Source organism: Belnapia rosea, from assembly GCF_900101615.1.
In the GTDB taxonomy this organism is placed as follows: Bacteria; Pseudomonadota; Alphaproteobacteria; order Acetobacterales; family Acetobacteraceae; genus Belnapia; species Belnapia rosea.
Window position 1 is genome coordinate 26,041 of sequence record NZ_FMZX01000018.1, and the last position, 22,104, is coordinate 48,144.

Here is a 22,104-nt window from a genome sequence, read left to right on the forward strand (position 1 = left end):
CAGGGGCTCTGCGAGAGGCAAAGCCCGTGGCTGACGACGAGAACGAAAGCGAAACCGAGTTTCATCTGCTGGAAGGCTGGATGTTGGGCGCCCTGCTCTTCCCGCTGGCCATGGAAGAGGTTGAGCGGGTTCCCGTCGCCAACGACCAGGATTAGCGACGGGCGGGCTTGCCCGGGCCGGTGATCCTGGCCAGCATCCCGCCCATGCAGCATATCGCCGACGCCGCCGCCGCCCTCGCCAGCGGCCGTATCTCCGCCGAAGCCCTGGTCGATGCCGCGCTCGACCGCGTCGCCGCGCCCGAGGGCGAGGGCCGCCGCACCTTCACCGCCGTCCATGCAGAGGCCGCGCGGGCCGAGGCGCGCGCCATGGATGCGCTGCGCCATGCCGGCCGCGCGCCGGGTCCCTGGGCCGGCATCCCCGTTACCGTTAAGGATCTGTTCGACGAGCGCGGGCACCCGACCCCGGCCGGCTCCGCCGTGCTGCGGGACGCGCCGGCCGCGGCACAGGATGCGCCCGTGGTGGCGCGGCTGCGGCGCCAGGGCTTCGTCGTCATCGGCCGGACGAATATGGTGGAGTTCGCCTTCTCCGGCCTCGGGGTGAACCCGCATTACGGCACCCCCCTCTCGCCCTGGGACCGGGCGACAGGGCGTCTTCCAGGCGGTTCCTCCTCCGGCGCTGCGGTGGCGGCGGCCGATCATATGGGCTTTGGCGGGCTGGGGACGGATACCGGCGGCTCCTGCCGGGTGCCGGCGGCGCTCTGCGGCGTGGTTGGCTACAAGCCGACGGCGCGCCGCGTCCCCATCACCGGCGTGCTGCCCCTCGCCCCCTCGCTCGATTCGGTCGGGCCGCTGGCCCGCAGTGTCGCCTGCTGCCATCTGCTCGATGCCGTCATCAGTGGCGAGGAGGCGCCGCAGCCCCTCCATGCCCGGCCTCTGGCTGGCCTCCGTCTCGGCCTGCCGCGGCGGACCTTCCTCACGGATGATATCGACATCGCGGTTGGCAATGCCTTCCAGCGCGCCCTCTCCCGCCTGTCCGCTGCCGGCGCGCGGATCGACATGTTCGATATCCCGGAACTGGACGAGTTGCCGGTGGTGAATGCGACGGGCGGCTTCGCGGCAAGCGAGGCCTGGGCCTGGCACCGGGCCCTCATCGCCGAGAAGGCCAGCCAGTACGACCCGCGCATCCTCGCCCGCATCCGCCGGGGCGAGCGGATGGGTGCGGCGGACTATATCGACCTGGTTGCCGCCCGCGCCCGCCTCTCCGCCGCCATTGCCCGCCGCACCGCGGAATTCGATGCGATGGTGACACCGACCTGCCCCATCATCCCCCCGGCGCTCGCCGAGGTGGAGCAGGAGGCGGAGTACAACCGCATCAACATGTTGCTGCTGCGGAACACGGCCGTGGGCAATTTCCTCGACCGCTGCAGCATCAGCCTGCCGATCCATCGCCCGGGCGAGGCGCCGGTCGGCCTGATGCTGACCGGCGAAACCATGGCGGATGCCGCCCTGTTCCGCACCGCGGCCGCGGTAGAGGCGGCGCTCAGCGAAACGCCCGCATGATCCGCCCCCAATCCTCGATGGCCGCCTCCTGCCCCGGGACGACCTGCACGGTGAACTCCGTATAGCCGGCATCGCGCAGGTCGCCGACACGGCGCCGCAGCTCCGCCTCGGTCGCGGTGAAGCTGCTGATGCGGATCATCTCGGCGGTGACGAAGGGGCGCTCCTCCGGCTTCACGAACATCAGGTGCCCCCGGTGGTTCTGCAGCCAGGGGGCATCCTTCGGCTCGAAGCCGCGGGCCAGCGCGACATAGCCCTCCACCGCCGCGCGGCAGCTCTCCGGCACGGGGGTGATGTTGGGCAAGCCGGAGAGCACCTCATCGGCAGCCCGATGCAGCAGCACCGCAGCGCGGGGCCCGGCCTGGGCGATGGCGCGCTCGCTATCGGCGGGCTCCCCCTCCTCCAGCACACAGCCGAGGACGAAGGCGGTCGCCTGCAGGGCCTCCCGCGCCTGGCCGGCCGCGGCCCAGGCCTGCTGCATCTCGCCCAGCATGGCGACCGCCGCCGGGACATCGGAGAAGAAATTGATCCACCCGGCGCCGAGCCGCGCCGTCAGCGCCCGGGCCCTCGGGCCCGCGGCGGCCAGGTGCAGCCGCATCGGCGACCTGGTATCGATCAGGCCGAGATCGGGGTTCAGTAGCCGGATCTTCCGGCGCTCACCCTCAAGCTCCGCCTCGACCGTCTCCTCGGCGAGGAGGGCGAGCATCACCCGCACATACTCCTCGAACTCCTTCAGCTTCATGGCGCCGAGCCCCATGGCGCGCCGCCCGGTGAAGCCGGTGCCCAGCCCCATATCGACCCGCCCCGGCGCCAGCTTGTTCAACGAGGCGAAGGCGTTGGCGGTAACCGGGGCGATGCGGTTGGAGGGGATCAGCACCCCGGTGCCGAGGCGGATGCGGCTGGTCTTCACCGCCGCCGCGCCCATGGCGACGAAGCAGTCGGCGCTCAACATCTGGGTGTCGTAGAACCAGGCGGAGCGGAAGCCGAGCTCCTCCGCCCGCTGCGCCAGCCGCCAGCTCTCGGCGTCCGTCGCCATGGCGATGCCGAATTCCATGGTCCATTTCCTTCCGCTGTTTCCGACAGCCAAGCGCGGCCGGGCCGGAGGGGCAAGCTTCCCAGCGGCGGCGCTCCCGCTATGGTGGCGGGCGTGATCGCCTTCCTCGCCATCTGCCTGCCGATCTTCGCCGTCATCGGGGTCGGGTGGTTTGCGGCCTGGCGCGGGCTGATCCAGCCGGCGATGGTGGATGCGGTCGGCAGCTTCTCCTTCCTCTTTGCCCTGCCGGCGCTGCTGCTGCGGCTGATGGCGGCCCAGCCGCTTGGCCGCAGCTTCGAGCCGGGCTTCTTCCTCGGCTATCTCGGCGCCTGCCTCGGCATCTTCGCCCTGGTCATGCTGGCGGCGCTGCCCTTTCGCCGGCGCGGGCCGGCCGCCGCAATCGGCGCCGCCGCCGCGATGGGCAATGTCGGTTATCTCGGTCCGCCGCTGATCCTGCCGCTGCTCGGCGAGCAGGGGGCCGGCCCGATCGCCATGTCGATCATGTCCGAGGTGGCGGTGGTGCTGGCGCTCGGCTCGGTGCTGATGGCGCCGGGGGCGGGGTTCCGGACCATGGGGCGGGTGTTGCGCATCCTCGTCTTCAACCCGGTGCTGCTCTCGATCACGGGCGGGGCGCTGCTGGGGGCGGCTGGCATCCCGCTGCCGGGGCCGGTCGAGCGCTTCCTGGGTTTCCTCGGCGGCGCCGCGGGACCGACCGCGCTTTTCGCCCTGGGCGGCACGCTGGCGCGGCTCAGGATCGACCGGCGGCTGCTGGCGGCGGCCAGCGGGGCCGTGGTGGCGAAGCTGCTGCTCTATCCTCTGCTGGTCTGGCTGGTGCTCGGCCAGGTGCTGGGGCTGGCGCCGGTCTGGGTGCAGGCGGGCGTGCTGCTCGCGGCCATGCCGACCGCGACCAATGCCTTTGTGATGGCCCAGCGCAACCAGGCGGCAACCGAGGAGGTCTCCGCCGTGGTGCTGTTCTCGACGCTGATCGCCGCTCTCGCCTTCCCGGCAACGGCCTGGCTGATCGCCCCGCCGGTGGCCGTGCCCTGATCAGCGGATCGGTGGCGCGTACATCAGCCCGCCCCGCGTCCAGAGGTCGTTCAGCCCGCGGCGCAGCTTGATCGAGCTGCCCATCCCGAGATTGCGCTCGAAAATCTCGCCGTAATTCCCCACGGCCTTGATGGCCCAATAGGCCCAGCGCCGGTCGAGCCCCATCAGCGGCCCGTGGTCACCCGACAGCCCGAGCAGCCGCCGCACCTCGGGGTTCTGGCTGTTCATGAAGCTGTCGACATTCGCCTGGGTGATGCCAAGTTCCTCAGCCGTCAGCAGGGCAAAGAAGGTCCAGCGGACGATGTCGAACCACTGGTCGTCGCCATGGCGGACGACCGGCGAGTGCGGTTCCTTGCTGATGATCTCAGGAAGGATCACATGCTCCTCCGGATGGGGGAAGGAGGCGCGAAGCCCGGCGAGCTGGCTGGCATCCGTGCTGTAGGCATCGCACCGCCCGGCGAGGTAGCTGCGCCGCGCCTCGTCGTTCTGCTCGAAGACCACGGGGTTGTAGCGGATGTTGTTGACCCGCGCCCAATCCGTCAGGTTCAGCTCGTTGGTGCTGCCGGCGACGACGCAGATGGAGGCGCCGGTCAGCTCCAGCGCCGATTTCAGGCCGAGCGAGGTGCGCAGCAGGAAGCCCTGGCCGTCATAGAAACTCACCGCCGTGAAGTTCAGCCCATTGGCCGTGTCGCGCCCCTGGGTCCAGGTGACCGTGCGGATCAGCACGTCGATCTGGCCGGACTGCAGCGCCGGCAGCCGGGCCGTGGTCGTCAGCGGCACCCAGCGGACCTTCGCCGCGTCGCCGAGCACCGACCCGGCCAGCGCGCGGCAGAGGTCGTTGTCGATGCCGCGATACTCGCCGCGGCTGTCGGGGAGAGAGAAGCCGGCCGCGCCGGTCGAGGTGCCGCAGACCAGGATGTCCCGCTGCCGCACTGCAGAAAGGGTCGGGCCGGCGCTCTGCGCCTGGGCATGGGCTGCGGCCGGCGCGAGCAGGCCGAGGCCGGCGGCGAGAGCGGCGGCAAGCAAGGGCTTGGTCATCCATGGTCTCCCGGTGATGGCCGGGCATGATGGGCAAGCGGTGGACGCAAGGCCAGAGCCCGATTGCCAGGGGCGGAACGGCCGAACCCGGCCAGGATCGGCGTTCCAGGGGATGCCGGTCCTGGTCTAGGGTGCGCGCCATGGAGCATGTCTTCCTCCATTGTACCGGCTGCGGCGAGGCGCCCTCCAGCATCATGGGGCTGTGCCAGGCCTGCGGCGGGGCCGTCATGCCGCGCTACCGGCTGCCGCCCGGCCGGCTGAGCCGCGCGACGATAGAGGCCCGTCCGCCCCTGCTGCTCTCTGCCTGGGCCGAGTTGCTGCCCTTCCATGACCCGGCCAGCCTCGCCTCCGCCGGCTTCGGGGAGATGGCGACGCCCCTTCTGCCTGCCCCCCGGCTCGGGCGGCGGATCGGCCTGCCGCGCCTCCACCTCAAGCTCGACCTGCTGCTGCCGAGCCTCTCGCACAAGGACCGGCCGCATACCGCCGTGGTCGCCGCCGCGCTGGAGCAGGGCGGGACGCGCATCGCCCTCGCCTCCTCGGGCAATGGCGGCGCGGCGTTGGCGATGCATGCTCGCCGCGCCGGGATCGAGGCGGTTGTCGTGCTCGGCCGCGAGGGCGCGCCCTCGCCGAGCAAGCTGGCGCGCCTGCGGACGCTGGGGGCAAGGCTCGAATGGGTGGAGGGCGGGCTGGATGCCGCCAATCGCCGCGTCGAGGCCGGCGCCGCGGCCGGTGAATGGCTGCCCGCCACGACCTGGACCAACCCCTTCGTCGTCGAGGGCGAGAAGACCATCGGCTTCGAGATCGCCCGGCAGACCGGCTGGCGCGGACCGGATGCGCTGTTCCTGCCGCTTGGGGGCGGGGCGGCGGTGGTCGCCCCCTGGAAAGGTCTCGGCGAGTTGCAGGCGCTCGGCCTGCTGGAGCGGATGCCCCGCCTCTACGGCGCGCAATTCGCCCATTGCGCCCCGGTCGTGGCCGCCTTCGACCGTGGCGACGAGGCCATCCACCCCGTCCGACCAGAGCCGAGCCTGACCAGCGTGCTGATGGTGGGCAACCCGCGGATCGGCGGCCCGCTGGCCCTCCGCGCCCTGCGCGGGACCGGCGGGGCGGCGCGTGCCGTGCCGGATGCGACGGTGCTGCGGGCGATGCGGCTGCTGGCGGCGGAGGAGGGCATCGGTGCCGAGCCCGCCGGCGCCATCGCCCTCGCGGCAGCCCTGCAGGAGGCGGAAGCCGGCCGCCTGCCGCCCGAGGCCGAGGTGGTGGCGCTGGTCTGCGGCAGCGCGGCGAATGACCCGGAGGCGGTGGCCGCCATGGTGGAGGGCGCATGATCCGGCGCGACCTGCTCCTGTTCGCCGCCGGCCTGCCCTTCCAGGTGACGGAGGGCGAGCATCTCCGCATGACCGGCCAGGCCCTCGGCTGGACCATCCTGCGCGACCGCGCTCCCCGCCCGGATGCGCCGGAGACGGGGATGGTGCTGATCCGCGTGCAGCGGCCGGTGCCGCCGGCCAGCCGGCCGGGGCATCTGGCCGCGATGCTGCAGGCCTTCCGCCCCTTCCATTTCCCGAACCTGCCAGCGGAGGAGATGGTGCGGCTCGGTGGTCTGCCCGGCACCGCCATCGAGACCCGCGGCATGGGCATCGGCAGCCGCCAGACGGTGATGGTTCGGGCCGTCTGCCTTTACGGGCGGGATCGCAGCTTCCTCCTCATCGCCTCGGCGCCTGAGGCGGAATGGCCGGCATTGCGCCCCGACGTGCTGCGGGTGATGGAGGGGTTCCGGCCGGGCTAGACCCCCTCCGGCTCGAACCAAGTGCCTGGGCGGACGAACTCCTCCTGCGCCGCGACCGTCAGGAGTTCGCGCGAGCCCGCAGCCATGGTCCGCCGCAGCAGGCCATAGATGGAGGAGGCGGCCGCCGCCATCGCCCCCGCCGCCTCGCCGCGCAGCCGGTGGAAGAGGAAGAGTGCGGCGATCGCATCCCCGGCTCCGTTGAAGGATTGCGCGAGCCGAGGCGTCCGCAGCCGCCAGAAGCGCCCGCCTTCCCCGGCCAGCAGGTCCATGGCATCCGCCGGCGTCTCCTCGGTGCGGAGGCTGGTCACCATGACGCAGCGCGGGCCGCGGGCCTGCAGCGCGGCGATGGCGGATTTCGCGCCTTCCAGCGTGCGGATCGTGCCGCCGGTCAGCCATTCCAGCTCGAACTGATTGGGCGTGGCGATATCGGCCAGGGGTATCGCCCGGTCGCGCAGCAGCTCGGCAATCCCTGGCCGGACATAGACGCGGCCATCGTCGCCGATCACCGGGTCGCAGCAATACATCGCGGCGGGATTGGCGGCTTTCACCCGCGCCACCGCATCCAGCACCGCCTCGCCCGTCTCCGCGTCGCCGATATAGCCGGAGAGCACGGCATCGCAGGATGGGAGCACGCCCCGCTCCTCGATCCCCTGCACGCAGTCGCGGATGAGGCTCGCCGGAAAGACCGTACCGCGGAAGGCGCCATGGCCGGGATGGTTGGAGAACTGCACGGTGTTGACCGCCCAGACCTCCGCCCCGAGCCGCTGCAGGGGAAATACCGCGCTGGCATTGCCGACATGGCCATAGGCCACCCAGGACTGGATCGAAAGGATGTTCACGGCGGCGAGGCTAGGGCATCCTGGCCGCAACGAAAACCGGGGAGGAGACGGCCAATGCGCCGCATCATCGCTTTGCTGGCGGCAGCCCTGCTGCTGCCGGCACCGGAGGCCGGCGCGCAGGGGCGGGGCGACCCGAATGTGCTGCGGGTCAAGCTGTTCGGCGACCTGCGCTCCATCGACCCCTTCATCAGCCCCGAATACATGGCGCGCAACCATGGCTACATGGTCTACGACACGCTCTTCGCCCTCGACTCCAGGCTGCGGCCGCAGCCGCAGATGGTGGCGCTCTGGACCAATTCGGCAGACGGCCTGACCTGGGACTTCACCCTCCGCGAGAGGCTGCGCTTCCATGACGGAGCGCCGGTCACCGCCGAGGATGTGGTCGCCAGCCTGCGCCGCTGGGCCATGCGGGACGGGCTCGGCCAGCAGCTCATGAGCCTGGCGACGGCGATCGAGCCGACCGCCCCGGATGCCTTCCGCATCACGCTGAGATCCCCCTTCGGACTGATGCTGGAGGCGCTCGCCAAGCCTTCCGGCCAGCCGGCCTTCATCATGCCGGCGCGGGTCGCCGCGACGCCCGCCGCGACGCCGATCACCGACCCGACCGGCTCCGGCCCCTTCACGCTACGGCGGGAGGATTGGCGGGCGGGCGACCGCGTCACCTACCGGCGCAACCCAGCCTATGTTCCGCGCGCCGATGCGCCGGACGGGCTGGCGGGCGGCAAGCGGGCCGGGGTGGAGCGTGTCGAATGGGTCTACCTGCCGGATGCGCAGACCGCGCTCAATGCGCTGGCCGCCGGCGAGATCGACATCTTCGAGGAATTGCCGCCCGACCTCTTCCCCGTGGTCCGGCGCAACCGGAGCCTGCGGCTCGGTCCGCAGGATAATGTCGGGGTGCAGCCGATCTTCCGCATGAACCAGGCGGTGCCGCCCTTCGACAACCCGCGCCTGCGCCAGGCCATGCTGCGGCTGGTCGATCCGGCAAAGATCCTGCCGGCCTATCTGGGTGACCCGGCGCTCTGGCGCGACTGCCGTTCCTTCTATGTCTGCGGCAGCCCCTACCATACGCAGGAGGGCTGGGTGACGCCGGATCTCGCCGAGGCACGGCGCCTCGTCGCCGCCAGCGGCTATGACGGCACGCCGGTGGTGGTGCTCGACGCGCAGGACAGCACCATCAGCCACACCCTCGCCCTGGTCTCGGCCGACCTGCTGAAGCAGGCAGGGCTCACCGTCGACGTGCAGGCGATGGACTGGGCGACGCTGGTGCAGCGCCGCCTCTCCCGCAATCCGGGATCGCAGGGCTGGAACCTCTTCGTCTCCGCTCCCTCCGGCCTCGATGCGATGGACCCGGCCGGGCACAATGCCATGCGGTCCGCCTGCGAGCGCACCGCCCTGCCCGGCTGGCCCTGTGACCAGGCCATGGAGCGGCTGCGCGATGCCTTCCTGGCCGCGCCGGAGGCCGGTACACGGCGCGAGGCGGCCGCCGCCTACCATGCCCGCGCGCTGGAGAGCGTGCCCTATGTGCCGCTCGGCCAGTTCAGCCTGGTGCGGGGCTATTCGGCACGCCTCTCCGGCATCCTCGACGCGCCGGTGCCGGTCTATTGGAACATTGCGAAGCTCAATGAGTGAGGAGGGCCCTTCCCTCCCCGTTCGCCGCCCGGCAGGATGCCAGGGAAACCCGGGACACACCGGGGTGCCCCAAGGAGAGGACCGAGCCAGCATGACCGAAGCCGTCACCCGCCGCGCCGCGCTGCTCGGCGCAGGCGCCACCGCCGGAAGCCTGCTGCTCGCCGGCGGCGGAGCGCAGGCCCAGGGCAAGCCGAGCGAGCTGCGGGTCGGCATCACCACCTTCCTCTCCGGCTCGGCCAGCGTCTTCGGCGTGCCCGCGAAGCAGATGGCGGAGCTGCTCTTCGAGGAGATCAACAAGGCGGGCGGCATCGGCGGCGTGCCGGTACGCCCCTTCTTCGTCGACGAGGCGCCCGGCACGGACCATCTGGTCGGTGAGTTCCGCCGGCTGGTGCAGAATGAGGGCGTGCAGATCGTCTTCGCCTCCATCTCCTCCGGCTCCTGCCTCGCCTGCACGCCGCTCTCGGACGAGATGAAGAAGACGACGCTGCTCTGGGATTGCGGCACCCAGCGCATCTTCGAGGAGGCACCGCACCCCTATGCCTTCCGCACCCAGGGATACGGCACGCCGGAGGTGCTGGCGCCGCTGCTCTATCTGCTGAAGCACAAGCCGGACTTCCGGACGCTCGCCGTCATCAACCAGGATTATGCCTGGGGCCGTGACAGCTGGGAGCTGTGGAAGGCCGGCATGGACGCGATGAAGCCCGGCGTGCGGGTGGTGGCGGAGATGTTCCCCCGCTTCGGTGCCACCGACTACAGCACGGAGGTCACGCGGCTGCTGGCGGCGCGGCCCGACGTGATCCTCTCGACGAGCTGGGGCGGCGACCTCGTCACCCTGCTCCGCCAATCCGCCGAGCGGCGGCTCTTCGAGCGCTCCACCTTCGTGCTGCCCATCGCCGAGGCCTCGATGCAGATCCTCGGCCGCACCATGCAGCCCGGCCATATCATCGGCGCCCGCGGCGATCACTGGAACAACCATCCCTCGCCGAAGGACCCGGCGCGGCTGAAGCGCTTCGTCGACCTCTACCGTTCGAAATACAACGAGTACCCGATCTATCCCTGCCATCACATGGCCCAGGCCATCTCCGCCATGCAGGCGGCCTATGCCAAGGCCATCGCGGCGAAGGGCGGCGGCTGGCCGAACGACCAGGAACTGGCCAATGCCTTCCGCGGCCTGACCTTCGACAGCCCGACCTCCAGCATCACGCTGCGGGAGGATGGCCAGGGCCTCGAGGACCAGATCGTCGGCCTCAGCAGCTTCAACCAGCAATACCCCTTCGCCGTGCCGAAGGACATGATCCTCTTCCCTGCCGCCATGGTCTCGACGCCGGTCGGACAGAAGAGCGTCGACTGGCTGAAGTCACTGAAGCCCGACTTCCTCAACCAGGTCCCGGCGCCGATCGCCGGCTGATGGCAACCTGGCTCTCCGAGAACAGCCTGCTGCTCGGCCTGGCGCTGCTGGACGGCCTGGCCTATGCGGCGCTGGTCTTCATGGTGGCGGTGGGGCTGAACCTCGTCTTCGGCGTGCTGCGCATCGTCAACGTGGCGCATGGCAGCCTCTTCGCCATCGGCGCCTATACGGCCGCCTCGATCGGCCTGTTCTTCGCCTCGCGCGGCCTGCCGGCCTGGATGGGCTATGTGGCGCTGGTGCTGGCGGCGGTCGCCGTCGGCGCGGTGCTCGGCCCGCTGATCGAGCGGCTGCTGCTGCGGCGCATCTATGGCCATGAGGATGTGCTGCAGCTCCTTGTCACCTTCGCCCTCTTCATGATCCTTGAGGATGTGCAGAAGCTGGTCTGGGGCGTGCAGCCGGTCTCGCAGGATGCGCCCTTGAGATTTCTCGGCACGGTGGACATCCCCTTCGGCGATGATGTCATCCCCTTCACCGCCTATCAGCTCTTCGTCCTGCCAGGCATCGCGCTGGCGACCCTCATCGCCCTCGCCTGGTTCCTGCGGCGGACGCTGACCGGCCGCGTGATCGTCGCCGTCACCACGGACAAGGAGGCAGCGACCGCCATGGGCATCGATGCCGCACGCATCATGCTGCTGACCTTCTCCTTCGGCGCCGGGTTGGCGGCGCTGGGCGGAGCGCTGGCCTCGCCGACCACGGCATTGGTGCCAGGTATCGGGGCGCAGACCATCGTGCTCTCATTCGCCGTGGTGGCGACGGCGGGGCTCGGGCAGATCGAGGGAGCCGCGCTGACCGCGCTGATGATCGGCCTCGGACGCAGCATCGCGGTCTATTTCGCCCCGGAATTCGAGGTGGTGGTGCCGTATCTCATCATGGTGGCGGTGCTGCTGGTGCGGCCGCAGGGGCTGTTCGGCGTGATCGAGACCCGCCGGGTATGAAGCGCGAGCCCCTGCTCGCCGCGCTCGGCGCATTCGCTCTCATCGCCTGTGCCTGGGCGGTGCCGTGGCTGAAATTCATCCTCACCATCGCCCTGGCCAAAGGCATTGCCGTGCTCGGCATCCTGCTGCTGCTGCGGGCGGGGCAGGTGAGCTTCGGCCACTCCATGTTCCTGGCGCTGGGCGCCTACACCGTCGCCTTCATGGCCCCAACGGAGCCTGAGGTTCTGCTCCTGCTGCCCGCGGCCGCGCTGGTCGCCACGGGCTTCGGCCTTGTTATCGGCCTCTTCCTGGTGCGTTACCGGGACATCTTCTTCGGCATGCTGAACCTGGCCTTCGCCATGGTGCTCTACTCCCTCCTGGAGAAGCTCTACGCCATCACCAAGGGCACTGACGGCATCCGCGTCGCAGGCCTCACCTTCGCCGGTACCCAGCCGGAGCGGCCGGTGCAGGAATGGGTGATGTTCGGCATCGCGCTCGGCCTCGCCATCCTGTTCGGCCTGCTGGTCAGCGTCTATCTGGCCTCGCCCATGGGCCGCGCGCTGGCGGGGATCAAGACGCGGGAGACGCGGCTGGAATTCATGGGCGTGCCCGCCCGGCGGGTGCTGCTCTTCGCCTATGTGCTCTCGGCGCTGATGGGCGGCGTCGGCGGCGCGCTGGTGGCGATGACCACGCGCCACGTGACCCCGCAGATCGCCTACTGGACGGCATCGGGCGAGCTGGTCTTCATCGCCATCCTCGGCGGTGCCGGCAGCGCGCTCGGTCCCTTCCTCGGGGCCACGGCCTTCGAGCTCGTGCGGGTCTATGCCGCCGCGGCCGTCGCCGAGGCCTGGCAGATGATCCTCGGCGCGGTGCTGCTCGTGGTCATCCTCTTCGCCCCGGGCGGGGTCTGGGGGCTGCTGTCCCGGCGGTGGCGCGCATGAGCGAGGTGCTGCTTTCCGCCCGAGGGCTCCGCCTCGCCTTCGGCGGCGTCAAGGCGGCCGATGGCATCGACCTTGATGTCCGGCACGGCGAGTTCCTGGCCATCATCGGCCCGAACGGTGCCGGCAAGACCACCTTCATCAACATGACGACCGGTTACCTGCGCCCCCAGGCCGGCAGGATCGAGTTCGAGGGCAAGCCCATCCTCGGCCTCTCACCCCGGGCCATCGTCCGGCGGGGGATCGGCCGCAGCTTCCAGCTCCCCCAGCTCTTCACCGAACATACGGTGCTGGAGAATGCGGCACTGGCCATCGCCGCCCGGCGCGGCATCTGGTCCCCCCTCGCCCCCCTGCTCCGCCCTCGCTGGCGGGATGAGGCGATGGACCTGCTGGACCGCTTCGGCCTGCGCGCGGTTGCCGAGGCGCGCGCCGATGCGCTGAACGAGGGTGCCCGAAAGCTCGCCGACATCGCCATGGCAGTCGCGCTGGAGCCGAGCCTGCTGCTGATGGACGAGCCGACCAGCGGCGTCGCCGCGGCCGAGAAGATGGCAATCGTCGAGACGCTGGTGCGCGTGCTGCGCAGCACCGGCGTCACCGCGGTTTTCGTCGAGCACGACATGGATGTGGTCGCCCGCTTCGCCGACCGGGTGGCGGTCTGGAGCCAGGGCCGGATCGCAGCCCTCGGCCCGCCCGCCGAGGTGCTGGCCGACCCGGCGGTGCGGCGGGACGTGATCGGGATCGCCGCCGATGCTTGAACTCACAGGCGTCTCCGTCGACATCGCCGGCATCCGCGTGTTGCGCGGCGTCTCGCTGGCCGTGCCGCCCGGCGGGCGGGTGGCGCTGATCGGCCGCAACGGCGCCGGGAAGACCACCACCCTCCGCGCCCTGATGGGGCTGCTGCCGGTGCGTGAGGGGCAGGTCACCATTGACGGCCGGGAGGCGACGGCGGTGCCGGCGCATCATCGCGCCCGGCTCGGCATCGGCTATGCGCCGGAGGAGCGCCGGCTCTTCGGCAGCTTCTCGGTCCAGGAGAACATGCTGCTGCCGGCCCAGGTGCTGCGCCTGCCGGCGGCCGAGACGGCGCGGAGGCTGGAGGCTGTCTTCACCCTGCTGCCGGAGTTGCGCGACCTGGCCCCTCGCCGGGCCGCGGGCCTGTCCGGTGGACAGGGGAAAATGGTGGCGCTCGGCCGGGCGCTGATGGTCGGCACCAGGGCTGTGCTGCTGGACGAGCCCTTCCAGGGCCTCGCCCCGGCGCTCGCTCTCCGCTACGCCGAGGCCCTGGCCCGGCTGCGCCAGGCGCTGCCCGATGTCGCCATCCTCATCACCGAGAGCAATCCGGAGCTCCTGCGGCCATTGGTGCAGGCGACCTATGTAATTGAGCGTGGGGAAATGGCACCGGTATGAAGCTTGCCCCATATGGTGGGGCATGCCCTTGAAATACGCCGCGCTGGCGCTGCTGCTCATGGGCTTGGCGGGCTGTGCCGGGCGGAGCACCACCGCGTTGCCAAACCCGGAGATGCTGGCGGCGCATGAGTGGGAGCATGGTCCGCCCTGGGGGCCGGAGGAGATACCCTGGGTTTCGCCGCCTCCTTCTTACTATAGCTATTACGATCCAGCCCCCTGGCACTGGGGCGGGGCCTCGGTCGGCCTCGGGGCGCGGCGCGGCCCCTGGTGGGGTGGCCATCGCGGCTTCCACCGGGGCAGGCCGGGGTTGATCGGCCGTGGCGGCTGGCATGGCGGGCGCGGCCCCATGGGTGGTCACTTCGGCGGCCGGCGGGGCCGGCGCTAGCCACGCAGGTTGCGTCGCCGGGCACCTTCCCCTATACGCCCCGTTTCCCGCGGCCGGTCGGTATCGGCTGCGCCCAATTCCGCGAGCGCGCCATGAAGCCCGATATTCATCCCGACTATCACGACATCACCATCGTCATGACCGATGGGACCACCTACACGACGCGGTCCTGCTACGGGAAGGAAGGCGACACCATCCGCCTCGATATCGACCCGAAGTCGCATCCGGCCTGGACCGGCGTTCAGCGTGTGATGGACACGGGTGGCCAGGTGGCGAAGTTCAACAAGAAGTTCGCCGGCATCGGCGCCCGCAAGAAGTAAGCCGCCCTCATCGAGGCGAGGCTTCCAGGAACGCCGCCCCCTCTTGAACGGGGGGCGGCGTTTTCTAATTTCACCTCTGTCAGAGGCGCCCGAATGGGGTTTCTGGCGCGGTTGACAGCCATCAGGGCGCCCGAACGGGGCCATGAGGCGGCAGCCGCCGGCACAACCAGGACCTTGCTTCCTCCAAGGAGGTTCCGCGTATGAATACCCTTGATTTCGCCCCGCTGCTCCGCACCGCCATCGGCTTCGACCGGCTGGCCCGCACGCTCGAGACCGCGCGTGCCTCGCAGGATCCGCAGGGTTATCCCCCCTACAACATCGAGCGTGTCGGTGAGGACAGCTACGTCCTGACCATGGCCGTCGCCGGCTTCGGGCCGAACGACCTCGAGATTGTGGCGCGGGACAACGTGCTGACCGTCTCTGGCCGTGCGCCGCAGACGGAGGAAGGCCGCAGCTACCTGCATCGTGGCATCGCGGGCCGCGCCTTCGAGCGCCGGTTCGCCCTGGCCGACCATATTGTGGTCGATGGCGCGAACCTGGAGCATGGCTTGCTGCAACTCGCCCTGAAGCGGGTGGTGCCCGAGGCGCTGAAGCCCCGCCGGATTCCGGTGCAGGCTGGCCGCCCGGCAATCCCTGCCGCGGTTGAGCAGGACCAGGCGCCGCAGGCCCAGGCCGCCTGACGCTTCGGCGGCCTGATCACGGCAGCCGTACCGACCGGCCGGCGGGGGCAACCCCGCCGGCTTTTTCATGGCCGGATCAGGTCAGGGCCGGCGGAAGAAGCTGTCCGCGGCGTTGCGATGCTTCTCGCGCGCGGTGATGGCCGCCTCGGCCCGGGCGATCTCAGCCTGCAGGGCCGCGATGTAGCGTTGCAATTCCGCCACGCCCCACATATCGAGCACAGCCGGGGTGAAGGAATTCCTCCGCGAATGCGGGCTTTCCTCTTCGATCATGCGGTCACTCTCCCGTTCGGCGGGCTTTGACCCCGCCCAATGTGGCCTCTATATGCCACGCCAAGCCGCGGTGGGGGTGCCAGCCGTTTCCGGTCCCAGCCCCAATGGCACTGCTCTGATAGGTTCGCTCCATGACCCAGCCGTTGATGCCGAAGGCCACCGCCGTGTGGCTGATCGACAAGACTTCCCTGACCTTCGAACAGGTCGCCGATTTCGTGGGCATGCATCCGCTGGAAGTCCAGGCCATCGCCGATGGCGAGGTCGCCCAGGGCATCATCGGTTACGATCCGGTGCTGAACGGCCAGCTTACCCGGGAGGAGATCGCGCGCTGCGAGGCCGATCCGGCGTTGCGCCTGCAGATCCAGTCCTCGAGCCTCCCGGCGCCGAAGGCCCGCGGCAAGGGCGCCCGCTATACGCCCGTATCCAAGCGCAACGATCGTCCCGATGGTATCGCCTGGCTGATCCGCAACCATCCGCAGCTTTCGGATGTGACGATCGGCAAGCTCCTCGGCACCACCAAGGACACCATCGCCAAGGTGCGCGACCGGACGCATTGGAACAGCGCCAACATCAAGCCGCGGGATCCTGTCATCCTCGGGCTTTGCAGCCAGTCCGACCTCAACGCCGCGCTGATCGCCGCGGGGGAGCGCCCGGGCAGCGTGCCGCCGGCGCCGCTGCCGGATGCGGCCGAAGACTCTGCGGCGTGAGGATCGCGGCGCGGCCGCTATGGGCCGCGCCGCCGCCGCTCAGTTCGCCCGTCTCAGTTTTTCGATCTCTTCCCGCAGCCGCAGCTTCTCCCGCTTGAGTCGCGCCAGCTCCAGCTCATCCGGCCGGGGACGGGCGCCCTGCGCGCCGATCTCCCGCTCGAGGATGGCATGCTTGTCTTCAAGGGACCGGAGCCGTGGCGAAGTCATCATGCGGACATCTCCTTTTCCGTCCAGGAATGCGCCAGGCGAAAAGCGGCGGTTCGCCCGCTGTTGCGCCCGCGCCGGGGCATGGTAATGGCGTCCGCGCTTCGAATGCATCCTTTCCTTCACCGTCCAGCCACGAGCCTGCACACCGATGCTCGATGACCGAGACAGCCTGCTGCGACGCCTGCATGAGATGCGGAGCGAGCACCGCGACCTGGACACGGTCATTGCCCGGCTGTCGGACAGCCTGGCTGACCAGCTCCAGGTGCAGCGGCTGAAAAAGCGCAAGCTGAAGCTGAAGGACGAGATCACCTGGCTGGAAAGCCGGCTCCTCCCCGACATCATCGCCTGAAGGGCGCCCCGCATGGCCATGGACCCCTCCACGCCGCTGGTCGGCGTCATCATGGGCAGCCGTTCCGACTGGGAGACCATGCGGCATGCGGCGGAGGTGCTGGAGAAGCTCGGCATCCCACACGAGACCCGCGTCGTCTCCGCCCACCGCACGCCGGAGCGGCTGCATGGCTATGCGGCCGAGGCACGCGGGCGCGGGCTGAAGGTCATCATCGCCGGCGCCGGCGGGGCCGCGCATCTGCCGGGCATGGCGGCGGCTATGACACCGCTGCCGGTGCTCGGCGTTCCCGTCGAGAGCCATGCGCTGAAGGGCATGGATAGCCTGCTGTCGATCGTCCAGATGCCTGGCGGCGTTCCGGTCGGCACGCTGGCGATCGGCAAGGCCGGCGCGATCAATGCCGGGCTGCTGGCGGCCTCCATACTGGCGCTGGCCGACCCGGATCTCGCCGGCCGGCTCGATGCCTGGCGCGCCTCGCAGACGGCCGGCGTGCCGGAGGAGCCGGCGTGAGCCGCTCGCTTCCGCCCGGCGGCACCATCGGCATCCTGGGTGGCGGCCAGCTCGGCCGGATGTCGGCCATGGCGGCGGCGCGGCTCGGTTATCGTTGCCATGTCTATGCCCCCGAGGCGGAAAGCCCCGGGATGCAGGTGGCCGCCGCTGCGACCGTCGCACCGTACGAGGATGACGCGGCCCTCACCCGCTTTGCGGCCGCGGTCGATGTCGTCACCTTCGAATTCGAGAATATCCCCGCCGAGACGCTGGCGACGCTCGCCCCTCTTGCCCCTTGCCGCCCTGGCGTCGAGGTGCTGCGGGTCTGCCAGGACCGGCTGGCCGAAAAGGATTTCCTCCAGCGCGCCGGAGTACCGGTGGCACCCTGGCGGGCGGTCGAGGATCTCGCCGGGCTCGAGGCGGCGATCGCCGTGATCGGCCTGCCTGCGGTGCTGAAGACAACACGGCTCGGTTATGACGGGCGCGGCCAGGCCGTGATCCGCCATCCCGGGGAGGCAGCCGCCGCCTTTGCCCGGCTGGCACCGAAGCCGCTGATCCTCGAAGCCTTCGTCCCCTTCGTGGCCGAGGTCTCCGCCATTGCCGCCCGCGGCGAGGATGGCGCTGCAGCAGTTTATGACGCGGTCGAGAATCGGCACCGCGACCACATCCTCGATCTGAGCTTCGCTCCGGCCCGGCTGCCGGCACCGGTCGCGGAGGCTGCGCGGGGCCATGCGCAGCGGGTGGCGGAGGCGCTCGGCTTGGTCGGCGTGCTGGCGCTCGAGATGTTCCTGCTACCAGATGGCCAGCTGCTGGGGAACGAGATTGCCCCGCGGCCTCATAATTCCGGCCATTGGACCATGGACGGGTGCGCTGCCAGCCAGTTCGAGCAGCATGTTCGTGCCGTAGCCGGGTTGCCGCTCGCCTCACCGGCCCGGCATCACGATGTCGTCATGAAGAATCTGGTCGGGCCGGATGGGCTGGCACGCTGGCCGGCCCTGCTGCGCACCACCGATGTCGTGCCCCACTGGTACGGCAAGTCGGAGGCTCGCTCCGGCCGAAAACTCGGCCATGCCAATCGGTTGTTGGCCCTTGGCAGCCTCTCTACCCTCGAGGATGAAGCGGCCCTGCGCGGGCTGTGACGTATTTGCCATCCCACGCTGTGGCACGTCTGCCACATCGATGCGGAATTGGTTGGGAACCCGATGCAGGTATGCGCTTGCGGTGCTAGGTTCCCTGGACGCAGCGCTGTCGCCGCCTCAACTTCGCGGTAGGGCGTGGCGACACAGGCGTTTTTTGATCGAGGAGAGATTTCGATGACCCTCAGGAAGGCCCTTCTGGCCGCGACGGTGCTGGCGTTGCCGGTCGCCGCGCAGGCGCAGCCGGTCTCCGGCCTCTATATCGGGGCCGGCGGTGGTCTGAACATCCACCAGGATTCGAACAACAACGGCGTCAAGACGAAGTTCGACGACATCGGCGCCGTTGGCCTGGCATCCATCGGCTGGGGCTTCGGCAACGGTCTCCGCGCGGAGATCGAGGGCAGCTTCCGCAGCAACGACATCCGCAGCCTGAACGGCGGTGGCCGCACCGGTAACAGCGGCTACTTCCGCAACTATGCCGCGATGGCGAATGTCCTCTATGACTTCAACCTCGGCCTGCCGGTCATCCCGTATCTCGGCGTCGGCGTCGGCTATGGCTGGGTGGATGTGGACAAGGCGAACATCGCCGGCCCCGGCGGCAGCCGCTACCGGATCGAGGACGTCGATGGCAACCTCGCCTATCAGGGCATTGCCGGCATGGCCTTCGCGCTGCCGGTTCCCGGCCTGGCGCTGACCGCCGAGTACCGCTTCTTCGGTACGCTTGAGCCGAAGCTGAACATCGACCGCACCAGCGTCGTGGGCGCTCCGGGCGGCACCTACAAGCCGACCAACTACAACCACAGCGCGCTGATCGGCATTCGCTATGCCTTCAACACGCCGGTTGCCCCGCCGCCGCCGGCCCCGGTGCCGCCGGTGACGACGGCGCCCGAGGTGGCCCGTACCTACCTGGTGTTCTTCGACTGGGATCGTGCGGACCTGACCGACCGCGCCCGGCAGATCATCTCCGAGGCCGCCGGCGCCGCCCGCCGCGTCTCCTCGACCCGCATCGAAGTGGCCGGCCATGCCGACCGCTCGGGCACCCCGCAGTACAACCAGCGCCTGTCGCAGCGCCGCGCCGATGCGGTTGCGGCCGAGCTGGTTCGCCAGGGCGTGAGCCGGAACGAGATCGCGGTCACCGCCTTCGGCGAGAGCCGCCCGCTGGTTCCGACCGCCGATGGCGTGCGCGAGCCGCAGAACCGCCGCGTCGAGATCGTGCTGCGCTAAGCGGCACCTTCTCCTCTCGGAGACAAGGAAGGGGCGCCTCCGGGCGCCCCTTTTTTTGTGCCTGGATGCCTGTCCTGCGACAAAACCCCGCCTTCAGTCTCGCCACGTAACTGAACTGTGGCTTGGCTGCCACAGTGCTGCAGGTCGCGTTTTCGGCACTGAACTGCGCCCCAAATTTATTCTTCATGTCAGGGAACGCAGCCCGCGTCCGAACCGGATGGCCGGTCCCCGACGGGATGTGTCTCTTGCTTGGAGCAATAGGAATGAGTCTCAAAAGGGCCCTGCTGGCCACCGCCCTGGTGTCGGCTCCCTTGCTGGCATCGATCAGCACCGCCAGCGCTCAGCCGGTGACCGGCCTCTACATCGGCGTCGGTGCCGGTGCGAACTGGGTCAACAACCCGGCGAAGGTTGATCTCAGCGGCGATGTCCAGGCGGGCAATTTCGGCTTGCCGGAGAACACCCGCATCAACAATGTCGGCAAGCTCAACTTCGATCTGGGCTGGACCGGCGTCGCCAGCATCGGCTGGGGCTTCGGCAACGGGTTCCGGGCCGAAATCGAGGGCAACTTCCGCGAGAACCAGGTCGACAGCATCCGTGGCTTCGGTCTGGCGCCTGTCGGCCGTACCGGTGGCTTCCAGCGCACCTACGGCGTGATGGCGAACGTCTTCTACGACTTTGACTTCGCCAATTTCGGCCTCGGCCAGAGCATCTTCCAGCCCTATGTCGGCGTCGGCGCGGGTTATGCCTGGACCGATTGGGGCAACATCCGTGGCCAGAGCGCCAATGGCCTGGTCATCCACTCGAACGACGACAATGGCCAGTTCGCCTATCAGGGCATCGTCGGCGTGGCGACCCCGCTCACCTGGCTTGGCGTTACCGGCCTGACGCTGACGGCGGAATACCGCTTCTTCGGCACCCTCCAGCCGGAGCAGTTCACCACCATCAGCACCCCGCAGGGCCAGGTCGTCTCCGCGGGCAAGGTCGAGTCGGACAACTACAACCACTCGGTCCTGCTTGGCGTTCGCTACGCGCTGTTCCAGCCGCCGCCGGCCCCGCCGCCGGTCGTCGCCGCTCCGCCGACGGCCGCCCCGGCCCCGGCCCCGGCCCGCACCTACCTCGTGTTCTTCGACTGGGATCGGGCGGACCTCACCACCCGCGCCCGCGAGATCATCAGCGAGGCGGCGCAGAACTCCCGCCGCGTGCAGGCGACGCGCATCGAAGTGGCCGGCCATGCCGACCGCTCCGGCACGCCGCAGTACAACCAGCGCCTCTCCGAGCGGCGTGCCCAGGCCGTTGCCGCCGAGCTGGTGGCCCAGGGCATCAGCCGCAACGAGATCAGCGTGACGGCTTTCGGCGAGAGCCGCCCGCTGGTCCCGACCGCGGATGGCGTGCGCGAGCCGCAGAACCGCCGCGTCGAGATCGTGCTGCGCTAAGCAGCACCGTCCAGGCAGGAACAGGAAGGGGCGCCCTCGGGCGCCCCTTTTCTATATCAGCTCTATGTCAGCGGAGATGCTGGCGCCCTGGTCCTTGAAGCGTCACCCGGACACCGCGGCAGTGATTGGTGGCTACAAGAAATCCAGCAGCATCGCCACCAGCGGCTTGTCCGCCGGCGGCATGGCATAGCCGCCCATCTGCTGCGGCCGGACCCAGGCCAGTGCTTGCCCCTCCACCGGCCGTATGGTCCCGCCCCATTTGCGGCAGAGATAGAGCGGCATCATGAGGTGGAAAGCCTCGTAGCCATGAGAGGCGAAGGTGAAGGGCGCGAGGCAGCTCTCGCTGACATCGATGTCGAGCTCCTCCTTGAGCTCGCGGATCAGCGCCGCCTCCGGACTCTCGCCCGGCTTCACCTTGCCGCCGGGGAACTCCCATAACCCCGCCAGCGGCTTGCCTTCCGGCCGGCGGGCCAGCAGCACCCGACCATCCGCATCGACCAGCGCCACGGCGGCGACGAGCAGGATGGGCTTCTCCACCCGCGGGGTTTCCGGCGGGGGCGCCAGCAGGGCCTCCCGCCCGGCACGGAACAGGCGCACCGGCATCGGTCCGCCACGGGAGATAAAGGTCTGCATCGCCTCTCCGGCCGGCTGCAGACCAACACGCTGCAACACCGCCGCCGAGCGCGCATTGTCCTTCAGCGCGCTGGCATGGATGCCGGTGAGGCCGAGTGTCTCCAGCGCCCAGCGGCAGAGGGCCGCAGCCGCTTCCGTCGCCACGCCATGGCCCCAGAATTTCCGCCCGACCCAGTAGCCGAGCTCGGCCTGTTTGCGATCCGAATCGAGGGTCAGCGCCACGCAGCCGACCAGCCGTTCAACCGGCCCCTCGGATCCGTCCTCCTCGCCGACGATTGCCAGGTGCCAGGCGTCCCCGGCCGCGATCTGTGCCCAGGTGGAGCGGACCCACTCCTCGGCGCGCGCGAGCTCATAGGGATATCGGACGCGAGCGAGGTTCTTCGCCACCTCCCAGTCATTCACCAGGCGATGCAGCGCCGTGGCATCCTCGGCCCTGAGCACGCGAAGGATCAGGCGCTCCGTACGCAGCGGCGGAAAATCGGGCGGCGATGTCACGATGGCAGGGGACCCCGGTGACGGTTGCGACAGGACGCTTCGGCCGGGATGGGTCAGGCCAGGATCACCGCGGAGAGGCGGCTGGTGGAGCTGAGCGGGATCGAACCGCTGACCTCGTCATTGCGAACGACGCGCTCTCCCAACTGAGCTACAGCCCCGTACCAGACCAGCGGGCTTGGGGTCCCGCAGG

General features: G+C 69.8%; 26 protein-coding genes and 1 tRNA gene. 20 read left to right on the forward strand and 7 right to left on the reverse strand.

All coding sequences use genetic code 11. The features are described 5' to 3' along the window. The first annotated feature begins 26 nt into the window (after nt 1-26). Together BLR02_RS30920 and BLR02_RS21725 are read left to right on the forward strand one after the other, a co-directional pair. A complete protein-coding gene (locus tag BLR02_RS30920; RefSeq protein ID WP_256336927.1) occupies nt 27-155 on the forward strand; it encodes a hypothetical protein in 129 nt (42 codons plus the stop codon). Between the two features lie 48 nt (nt 156-203). Further along, the gene (locus tag BLR02_RS21725) at nt 204-1,559 is read left to right on the forward strand and encodes an amidase (protein WP_090664661.1); all 1,356 of its coding nucleotides are present in this window, start codon (nt 204-206) and stop codon (nt 1,557-1,559) included. On the opposite strand, the gene BLR02_RS21730 is transcribed toward BLR02_RS21725, so the two are convergent. Continuing rightward, nucleotides 1,540-2,610, reverse strand: a complete 1,071-nt coding sequence (locus BLR02_RS21730) for an LLM class flavin-dependent oxidoreductase (protein WP_090664626.1) — start codon at nt 2,608-2,610, stop codon at nt 1,540-1,542. The genes BLR02_RS21725 and BLR02_RS21730 overlap by 20 nt on opposite strands. A 93-nt stretch (nt 2,611-2,703) precedes the next feature. Here BLR02_RS21730 and BLR02_RS21735 point away from each other — a divergent pair, with 93 nt between their 5' ends. After that, complete coding sequence (locus BLR02_RS21735) at nt 2,704-3,636, forward strand: AEC family transporter (protein WP_176849729.1); 933 nt, start codon at nt 2,704-2,706, stop codon at nt 3,634-3,636. Here BLR02_RS21735 and BLR02_RS21740 read toward each other — a convergent pair whose 3' ends face one another. Next, a complete protein-coding gene (locus BLR02_RS21740; RefSeq protein WP_090664627.1) occupies nt 3,637-4,674 on the reverse strand; it encodes an amino acid ABC transporter substrate-binding protein in 1,038 nt (345 codons plus the stop codon). A 140-nt stretch (nt 4,675-4,814) separates the two neighbouring features. On the opposite strand from BLR02_RS21740, the gene BLR02_RS21745 reads away from it, so the two are divergent. Beyond that, a complete protein-coding gene (locus BLR02_RS21745; protein ID WP_176849730.1) occupies nt 4,815-5,999 on the forward strand; it encodes a threonine synthase in 1,185 nt (394 codons plus the stop codon). Further along, complete coding sequence (locus BLR02_RS21750; protein WP_090565798.1) at nt 5,996-6,457, forward strand: hypothetical protein; 462 nt, start codon at nt 5,996-5,998, stop codon at nt 6,455-6,457. Before BLR02_RS21745 ends, BLR02_RS21750 begins: the two co-directional genes overlap by 4 nt. Here BLR02_RS21750 and pdxY read toward each other — a convergent pair. After that, nucleotides 6,454-7,296 carry a pyridoxal kinase PdxY gene (gene pdxY, locus BLR02_RS21755; RefSeq protein ID WP_090664662.1) on the reverse strand — a complete coding sequence of 281 codons (843 nt, stop codon included), beginning with the start codon at nt 7,294-7,296 and terminating at the stop codon, nt 6,454-6,456. The genes BLR02_RS21750 and pdxY overlap by 4 nt on opposite strands. 54 nt (nt 7,297-7,350) lie before the next feature. Here pdxY and BLR02_RS21760 point away from each other — a divergent pair, with 54 nt between their 5' ends. The 9 genes from BLR02_RS21760 to BLR02_RS21795 all read left to right on the forward strand — a co-directional run bounded on the left by BLR02_RS21760 (nt 7,351) and on the right by BLR02_RS21795 (nt 14,974). Beyond that, on the forward strand, nt 7,351-8,925 hold the full coding sequence (locus tag BLR02_RS21760) for an ABC transporter substrate-binding protein (protein ID WP_176849731.1): 1,575 nt from the start codon (nt 7,351-7,353) through the stop codon (nt 8,923-8,925). Nucleotides 8,926-9,016: 91 nt separating this feature from the next. Continuing rightward, complete coding sequence (locus BLR02_RS21765; RefSeq protein ID WP_090565802.1) at nt 9,017-10,333, forward strand: ABC transporter substrate-binding protein; 1,317 nt, start codon at nt 9,017-9,019, stop codon at nt 10,331-10,333. After that, nucleotides 10,333-11,268 (forward strand): branched-chain amino acid ABC transporter permease, encoded by a 936-nt coding sequence (locus BLR02_RS21770; protein WP_090565804.1) that lies wholly within the window; start codon nt 10,333-10,335, stop codon nt 11,266-11,268. Before BLR02_RS21765 ends, BLR02_RS21770 begins: the two co-directional genes overlap by 1 nt. Next, the gene (locus BLR02_RS21775) at nt 11,265-12,188 is read left to right on the forward strand and encodes a branched-chain amino acid ABC transporter permease (protein ID WP_090565806.1); all 924 of its coding nucleotides are present in this window, start codon (nt 11,265-11,267) and stop codon (nt 12,186-12,188) included. The genes BLR02_RS21770 and BLR02_RS21775 overlap by 4 nt, the downstream gene beginning before the upstream one ends. Further along, nucleotides 12,185-12,940 (forward strand): ABC transporter ATP-binding protein, encoded by a 756-nt coding sequence (locus BLR02_RS21780; protein WP_090565808.1) that lies wholly within the window; start codon nt 12,185-12,187, stop codon nt 12,938-12,940. The genes BLR02_RS21775 and BLR02_RS21780 overlap by 4 nt, the downstream gene beginning before the upstream one ends. Beyond that, a complete protein-coding gene (locus BLR02_RS21785; RefSeq protein WP_090664630.1) occupies nt 12,933-13,589 on the forward strand; it encodes an ABC transporter ATP-binding protein in 657 nt (218 codons plus the stop codon). The genes BLR02_RS21780 and BLR02_RS21785 overlap by 8 nt, the downstream gene beginning before the upstream one ends. Nucleotides 13,590-13,611: 22 nt before the next feature. Continuing rightward, nucleotides 13,612-13,974, forward strand: coding sequence for a hypothetical protein (locus BLR02_RS28820; RefSeq protein ID WP_143018234.1), 363 nt, complete (start codon nt 13,612-13,614; stop codon nt 13,972-13,974). Between the two features lie 92 nt (nt 13,975-14,066). Beyond that, nucleotides 14,067-14,294, forward strand: coding sequence for a 50S ribosomal protein L31 (gene rpmE, locus BLR02_RS21790; protein WP_043339039.1), 228 nt, complete (start codon nt 14,067-14,069; stop codon nt 14,292-14,294). Nucleotides 14,295-14,494: 200 nt separating this feature from the next. Further along, complete coding sequence (locus tag BLR02_RS21795) at nt 14,495-14,974, forward strand: Hsp20 family protein (protein ID WP_090565812.1); 480 nt, start codon at nt 14,495-14,497, stop codon at nt 14,972-14,974. 81 nt (nt 14,975-15,055) lie between these two features. On the opposite strand, the gene BLR02_RS21800 is transcribed toward BLR02_RS21795, so the two are convergent. Further along, entirely contained in the window at nt 15,056-15,244 is a 189-nt protein-coding gene (locus BLR02_RS21800; RefSeq protein WP_090565813.1) for a DUF1192 family protein, read from the reverse strand. A 131-nt stretch (nt 15,245-15,375) separates the two neighbouring features. Here BLR02_RS21800 and BLR02_RS21805 point away from each other — a divergent pair, with 131 nt between their 5' ends. Next, nucleotides 15,376-15,951 carry a DUF1013 domain-containing protein gene (locus BLR02_RS21805; RefSeq protein WP_090565814.1) on the forward strand — a complete coding sequence of 192 codons (576 nt, stop codon included), beginning with the start codon at nt 15,376-15,378 and terminating at the stop codon, nt 15,949-15,951. Between the two features lie 39 nt (nt 15,952-15,990). Here BLR02_RS21805 and BLR02_RS31010 read toward each other — a convergent pair whose 3' ends face one another. Then, nucleotides 15,991-16,269 (reverse strand): YdcH family protein, encoded by a 279-nt coding sequence (locus BLR02_RS31010; RefSeq protein WP_342670588.1) that lies wholly within the window; start codon nt 16,267-16,269, stop codon nt 15,991-15,993. A gap of 37 nt (nt 16,270-16,306) precedes the next feature. Between BLR02_RS31010 and BLR02_RS21815 the strand changes: the two genes are divergently transcribed. The 5 genes from BLR02_RS21815 (at nt 16,307) to BLR02_RS21835 (ending at nt 20,786) form a co-directional block, all read left to right on the forward strand. Next, the gene (locus BLR02_RS21815; protein ID WP_090565817.1) at nt 16,307-16,507 is read left to right on the forward strand and encodes a YdcH family protein; all 201 of its coding nucleotides are present in this window, start codon (nt 16,307-16,309) and stop codon (nt 16,505-16,507) included. A 12-nt stretch (nt 16,508-16,519) separates the two neighbouring features. Further along, complete coding sequence (gene purE, locus BLR02_RS21820; RefSeq protein WP_218127473.1) at nt 16,520-17,014, forward strand: 5-(carboxyamino)imidazole ribonucleotide mutase; 495 nt, start codon at nt 16,520-16,522, stop codon at nt 17,012-17,014. Beyond that, the gene (locus tag BLR02_RS21825; RefSeq protein ID WP_090664631.1) at nt 17,011-18,132 is read left to right on the forward strand and encodes a 5-(carboxyamino)imidazole ribonucleotide synthase; all 1,122 of its coding nucleotides are present in this window, start codon (nt 17,011-17,013) and stop codon (nt 18,130-18,132) included. Before purE ends, BLR02_RS21825 begins: the two co-directional genes overlap by 4 nt. A 174-nt stretch (nt 18,133-18,306) precedes the next feature. Then, nucleotides 18,307-19,353, forward strand: a complete 1,047-nt coding sequence (locus BLR02_RS21830; protein ID WP_090565821.1) for an OmpA family protein — start codon at nt 18,307-18,309, stop codon at nt 19,351-19,353. A 263-nt stretch (nt 19,354-19,616) separates the two neighbouring features. Further along, nucleotides 19,617-20,786 carry an OmpA family protein gene (locus tag BLR02_RS21835; RefSeq protein ID WP_090565823.1) on the forward strand — a complete coding sequence of 390 codons (1,170 nt, stop codon included), beginning with the start codon at nt 19,617-19,619 and terminating at the stop codon, nt 20,784-20,786. A gap of 132 nt (nt 20,787-20,918) precedes the next feature. Here the strand turns inward: BLR02_RS21835 and BLR02_RS21840 are convergent, their stop codons facing one another. Both BLR02_RS21840 and BLR02_RS21845 read right to left on the reverse strand, forming a co-directional pair. After that, nucleotides 20,919-21,914 carry a bifunctional GNAT family N-acetyltransferase/(deoxy)nucleoside triphosphate pyrophosphohydrolase gene (locus BLR02_RS21840; RefSeq protein WP_090664632.1) on the reverse strand — a complete coding sequence of 332 codons (996 nt, stop codon included), beginning with the start codon at nt 21,912-21,914 and terminating at the stop codon, nt 20,919-20,921. A gap of 82 nt (nt 21,915-21,996) precedes the next feature. Beyond that, nucleotides 21,997-22,072, reverse strand: a tRNA-Ala gene (locus tag BLR02_RS21845). Nucleotides 22,073-22,104 lie beyond the last annotated feature (32 nt).

Bases quoted from the DNA above. Each gene is read 5' to 3' on its own strand.
- BLR02_RS21725 (WP_090664661.1), top strand. From the start codon at position 204: ATGCAGCATATCGCCGACGCCGCCGCCGCCCTCGCCAGCGGCCGTATC.
- BLR02_RS21730 (WP_090664626.1), bottom strand. From the start codon at position 2,610: ATGGAATTCGGCATCGCCATGGCGACGGACGCCGAGAGCTGGCGGCTG.
- BLR02_RS21740 (WP_090664627.1), bottom strand. From the start codon at position 4,674: ATGACCAAGCCCTTGCTTGCCGCCGCTCTCGCCGCCGGCCTCGGCCTG.
- BLR02_RS21745 (WP_176849730.1), top strand. From the start codon at position 4,815: ATGGAGCATGTCTTCCTCCATTGTACCGGCTGCGGCGAGGCGCCCTCC.
- BLR02_RS21750 (WP_090565798.1), top strand. From the start codon at position 5,996: ATGATCCGGCGCGACCTGCTCCTGTTCGCCGCCGGCCTGCCCTTCCAG.
- BLR02_RS21760 (WP_176849731.1), top strand. From the start codon at position 7,351: ATGCGCCGCATCATCGCTTTGCTGGCGGCAGCCCTGCTGCTGCCGGCA.
- BLR02_RS21765 (WP_090565802.1), top strand. From the start codon at position 9,017: ATGACCGAAGCCGTCACCCGCCGCGCCGCGCTGCTCGGCGCAGGCGCC.
- BLR02_RS21770 (WP_090565804.1), top strand. From the start codon at position 10,333: ATGGCAACCTGGCTCTCCGAGAACAGCCTGCTGCTCGGCCTGGCGCTG.
- BLR02_RS21775 (WP_090565806.1), top strand. From the start codon at position 11,265: ATGAAGCGCGAGCCCCTGCTCGCCGCGCTCGGCGCATTCGCTCTCATC.
- BLR02_RS21780 (WP_090565808.1), top strand. From the start codon at position 12,185: ATGAGCGAGGTGCTGCTTTCCGCCCGAGGGCTCCGCCTCGCCTTCGGC.
- BLR02_RS21785 (WP_090664630.1), top strand. From the start codon at position 12,933: ATGCTTGAACTCACAGGCGTCTCCGTCGACATCGCCGGCATCCGCGTG.
- BLR02_RS28820 (WP_143018234.1), top strand. From the start codon at position 13,612: ATGCCCTTGAAATACGCCGCGCTGGCGCTGCTGCTCATGGGCTTGGCG.
- rpmE (WP_043339039.1), top strand. From the start codon at position 14,067: ATGAAGCCCGATATTCATCCCGACTATCACGACATCACCATCGTCATG.
- BLR02_RS21795 (WP_090565812.1), top strand. From the start codon at position 14,495: ATGAATACCCTTGATTTCGCCCCGCTGCTCCGCACCGCCATCGGCTTC.
- BLR02_RS21800 (WP_090565813.1), bottom strand. From the start codon at position 15,244: ATGATCGAAGAGGAAAGCCCGCATTCGCGGAGGAATTCCTTCACCCCG.
- BLR02_RS21805 (WP_090565814.1), top strand. From the start codon at position 15,376: ATGACCCAGCCGTTGATGCCGAAGGCCACCGCCGTGTGGCTGATCGAC.
- BLR02_RS31010 (WP_342670588.1), bottom strand. From the start codon at position 16,269: ATGCATTCGAAGCGCGGACGCCATTACCATGCCCCGGCGCGGGCGCAA.
- BLR02_RS21815 (WP_090565817.1), top strand. From the start codon at position 16,307: ATGCTCGATGACCGAGACAGCCTGCTGCGACGCCTGCATGAGATGCGG.
- purE (WP_218127473.1), top strand. From the start codon at position 16,520: ATGGCCATGGACCCCTCCACGCCGCTGGTCGGCGTCATCATGGGCAGC.
- BLR02_RS21830 (WP_090565821.1), top strand. From the start codon at position 18,307: ATGACCCTCAGGAAGGCCCTTCTGGCCGCGACGGTGCTGGCGTTGCCG.
- BLR02_RS21835 (WP_090565823.1), top strand. From the start codon at position 19,617: ATGAGTCTCAAAAGGGCCCTGCTGGCCACCGCCCTGGTGTCGGCTCCC.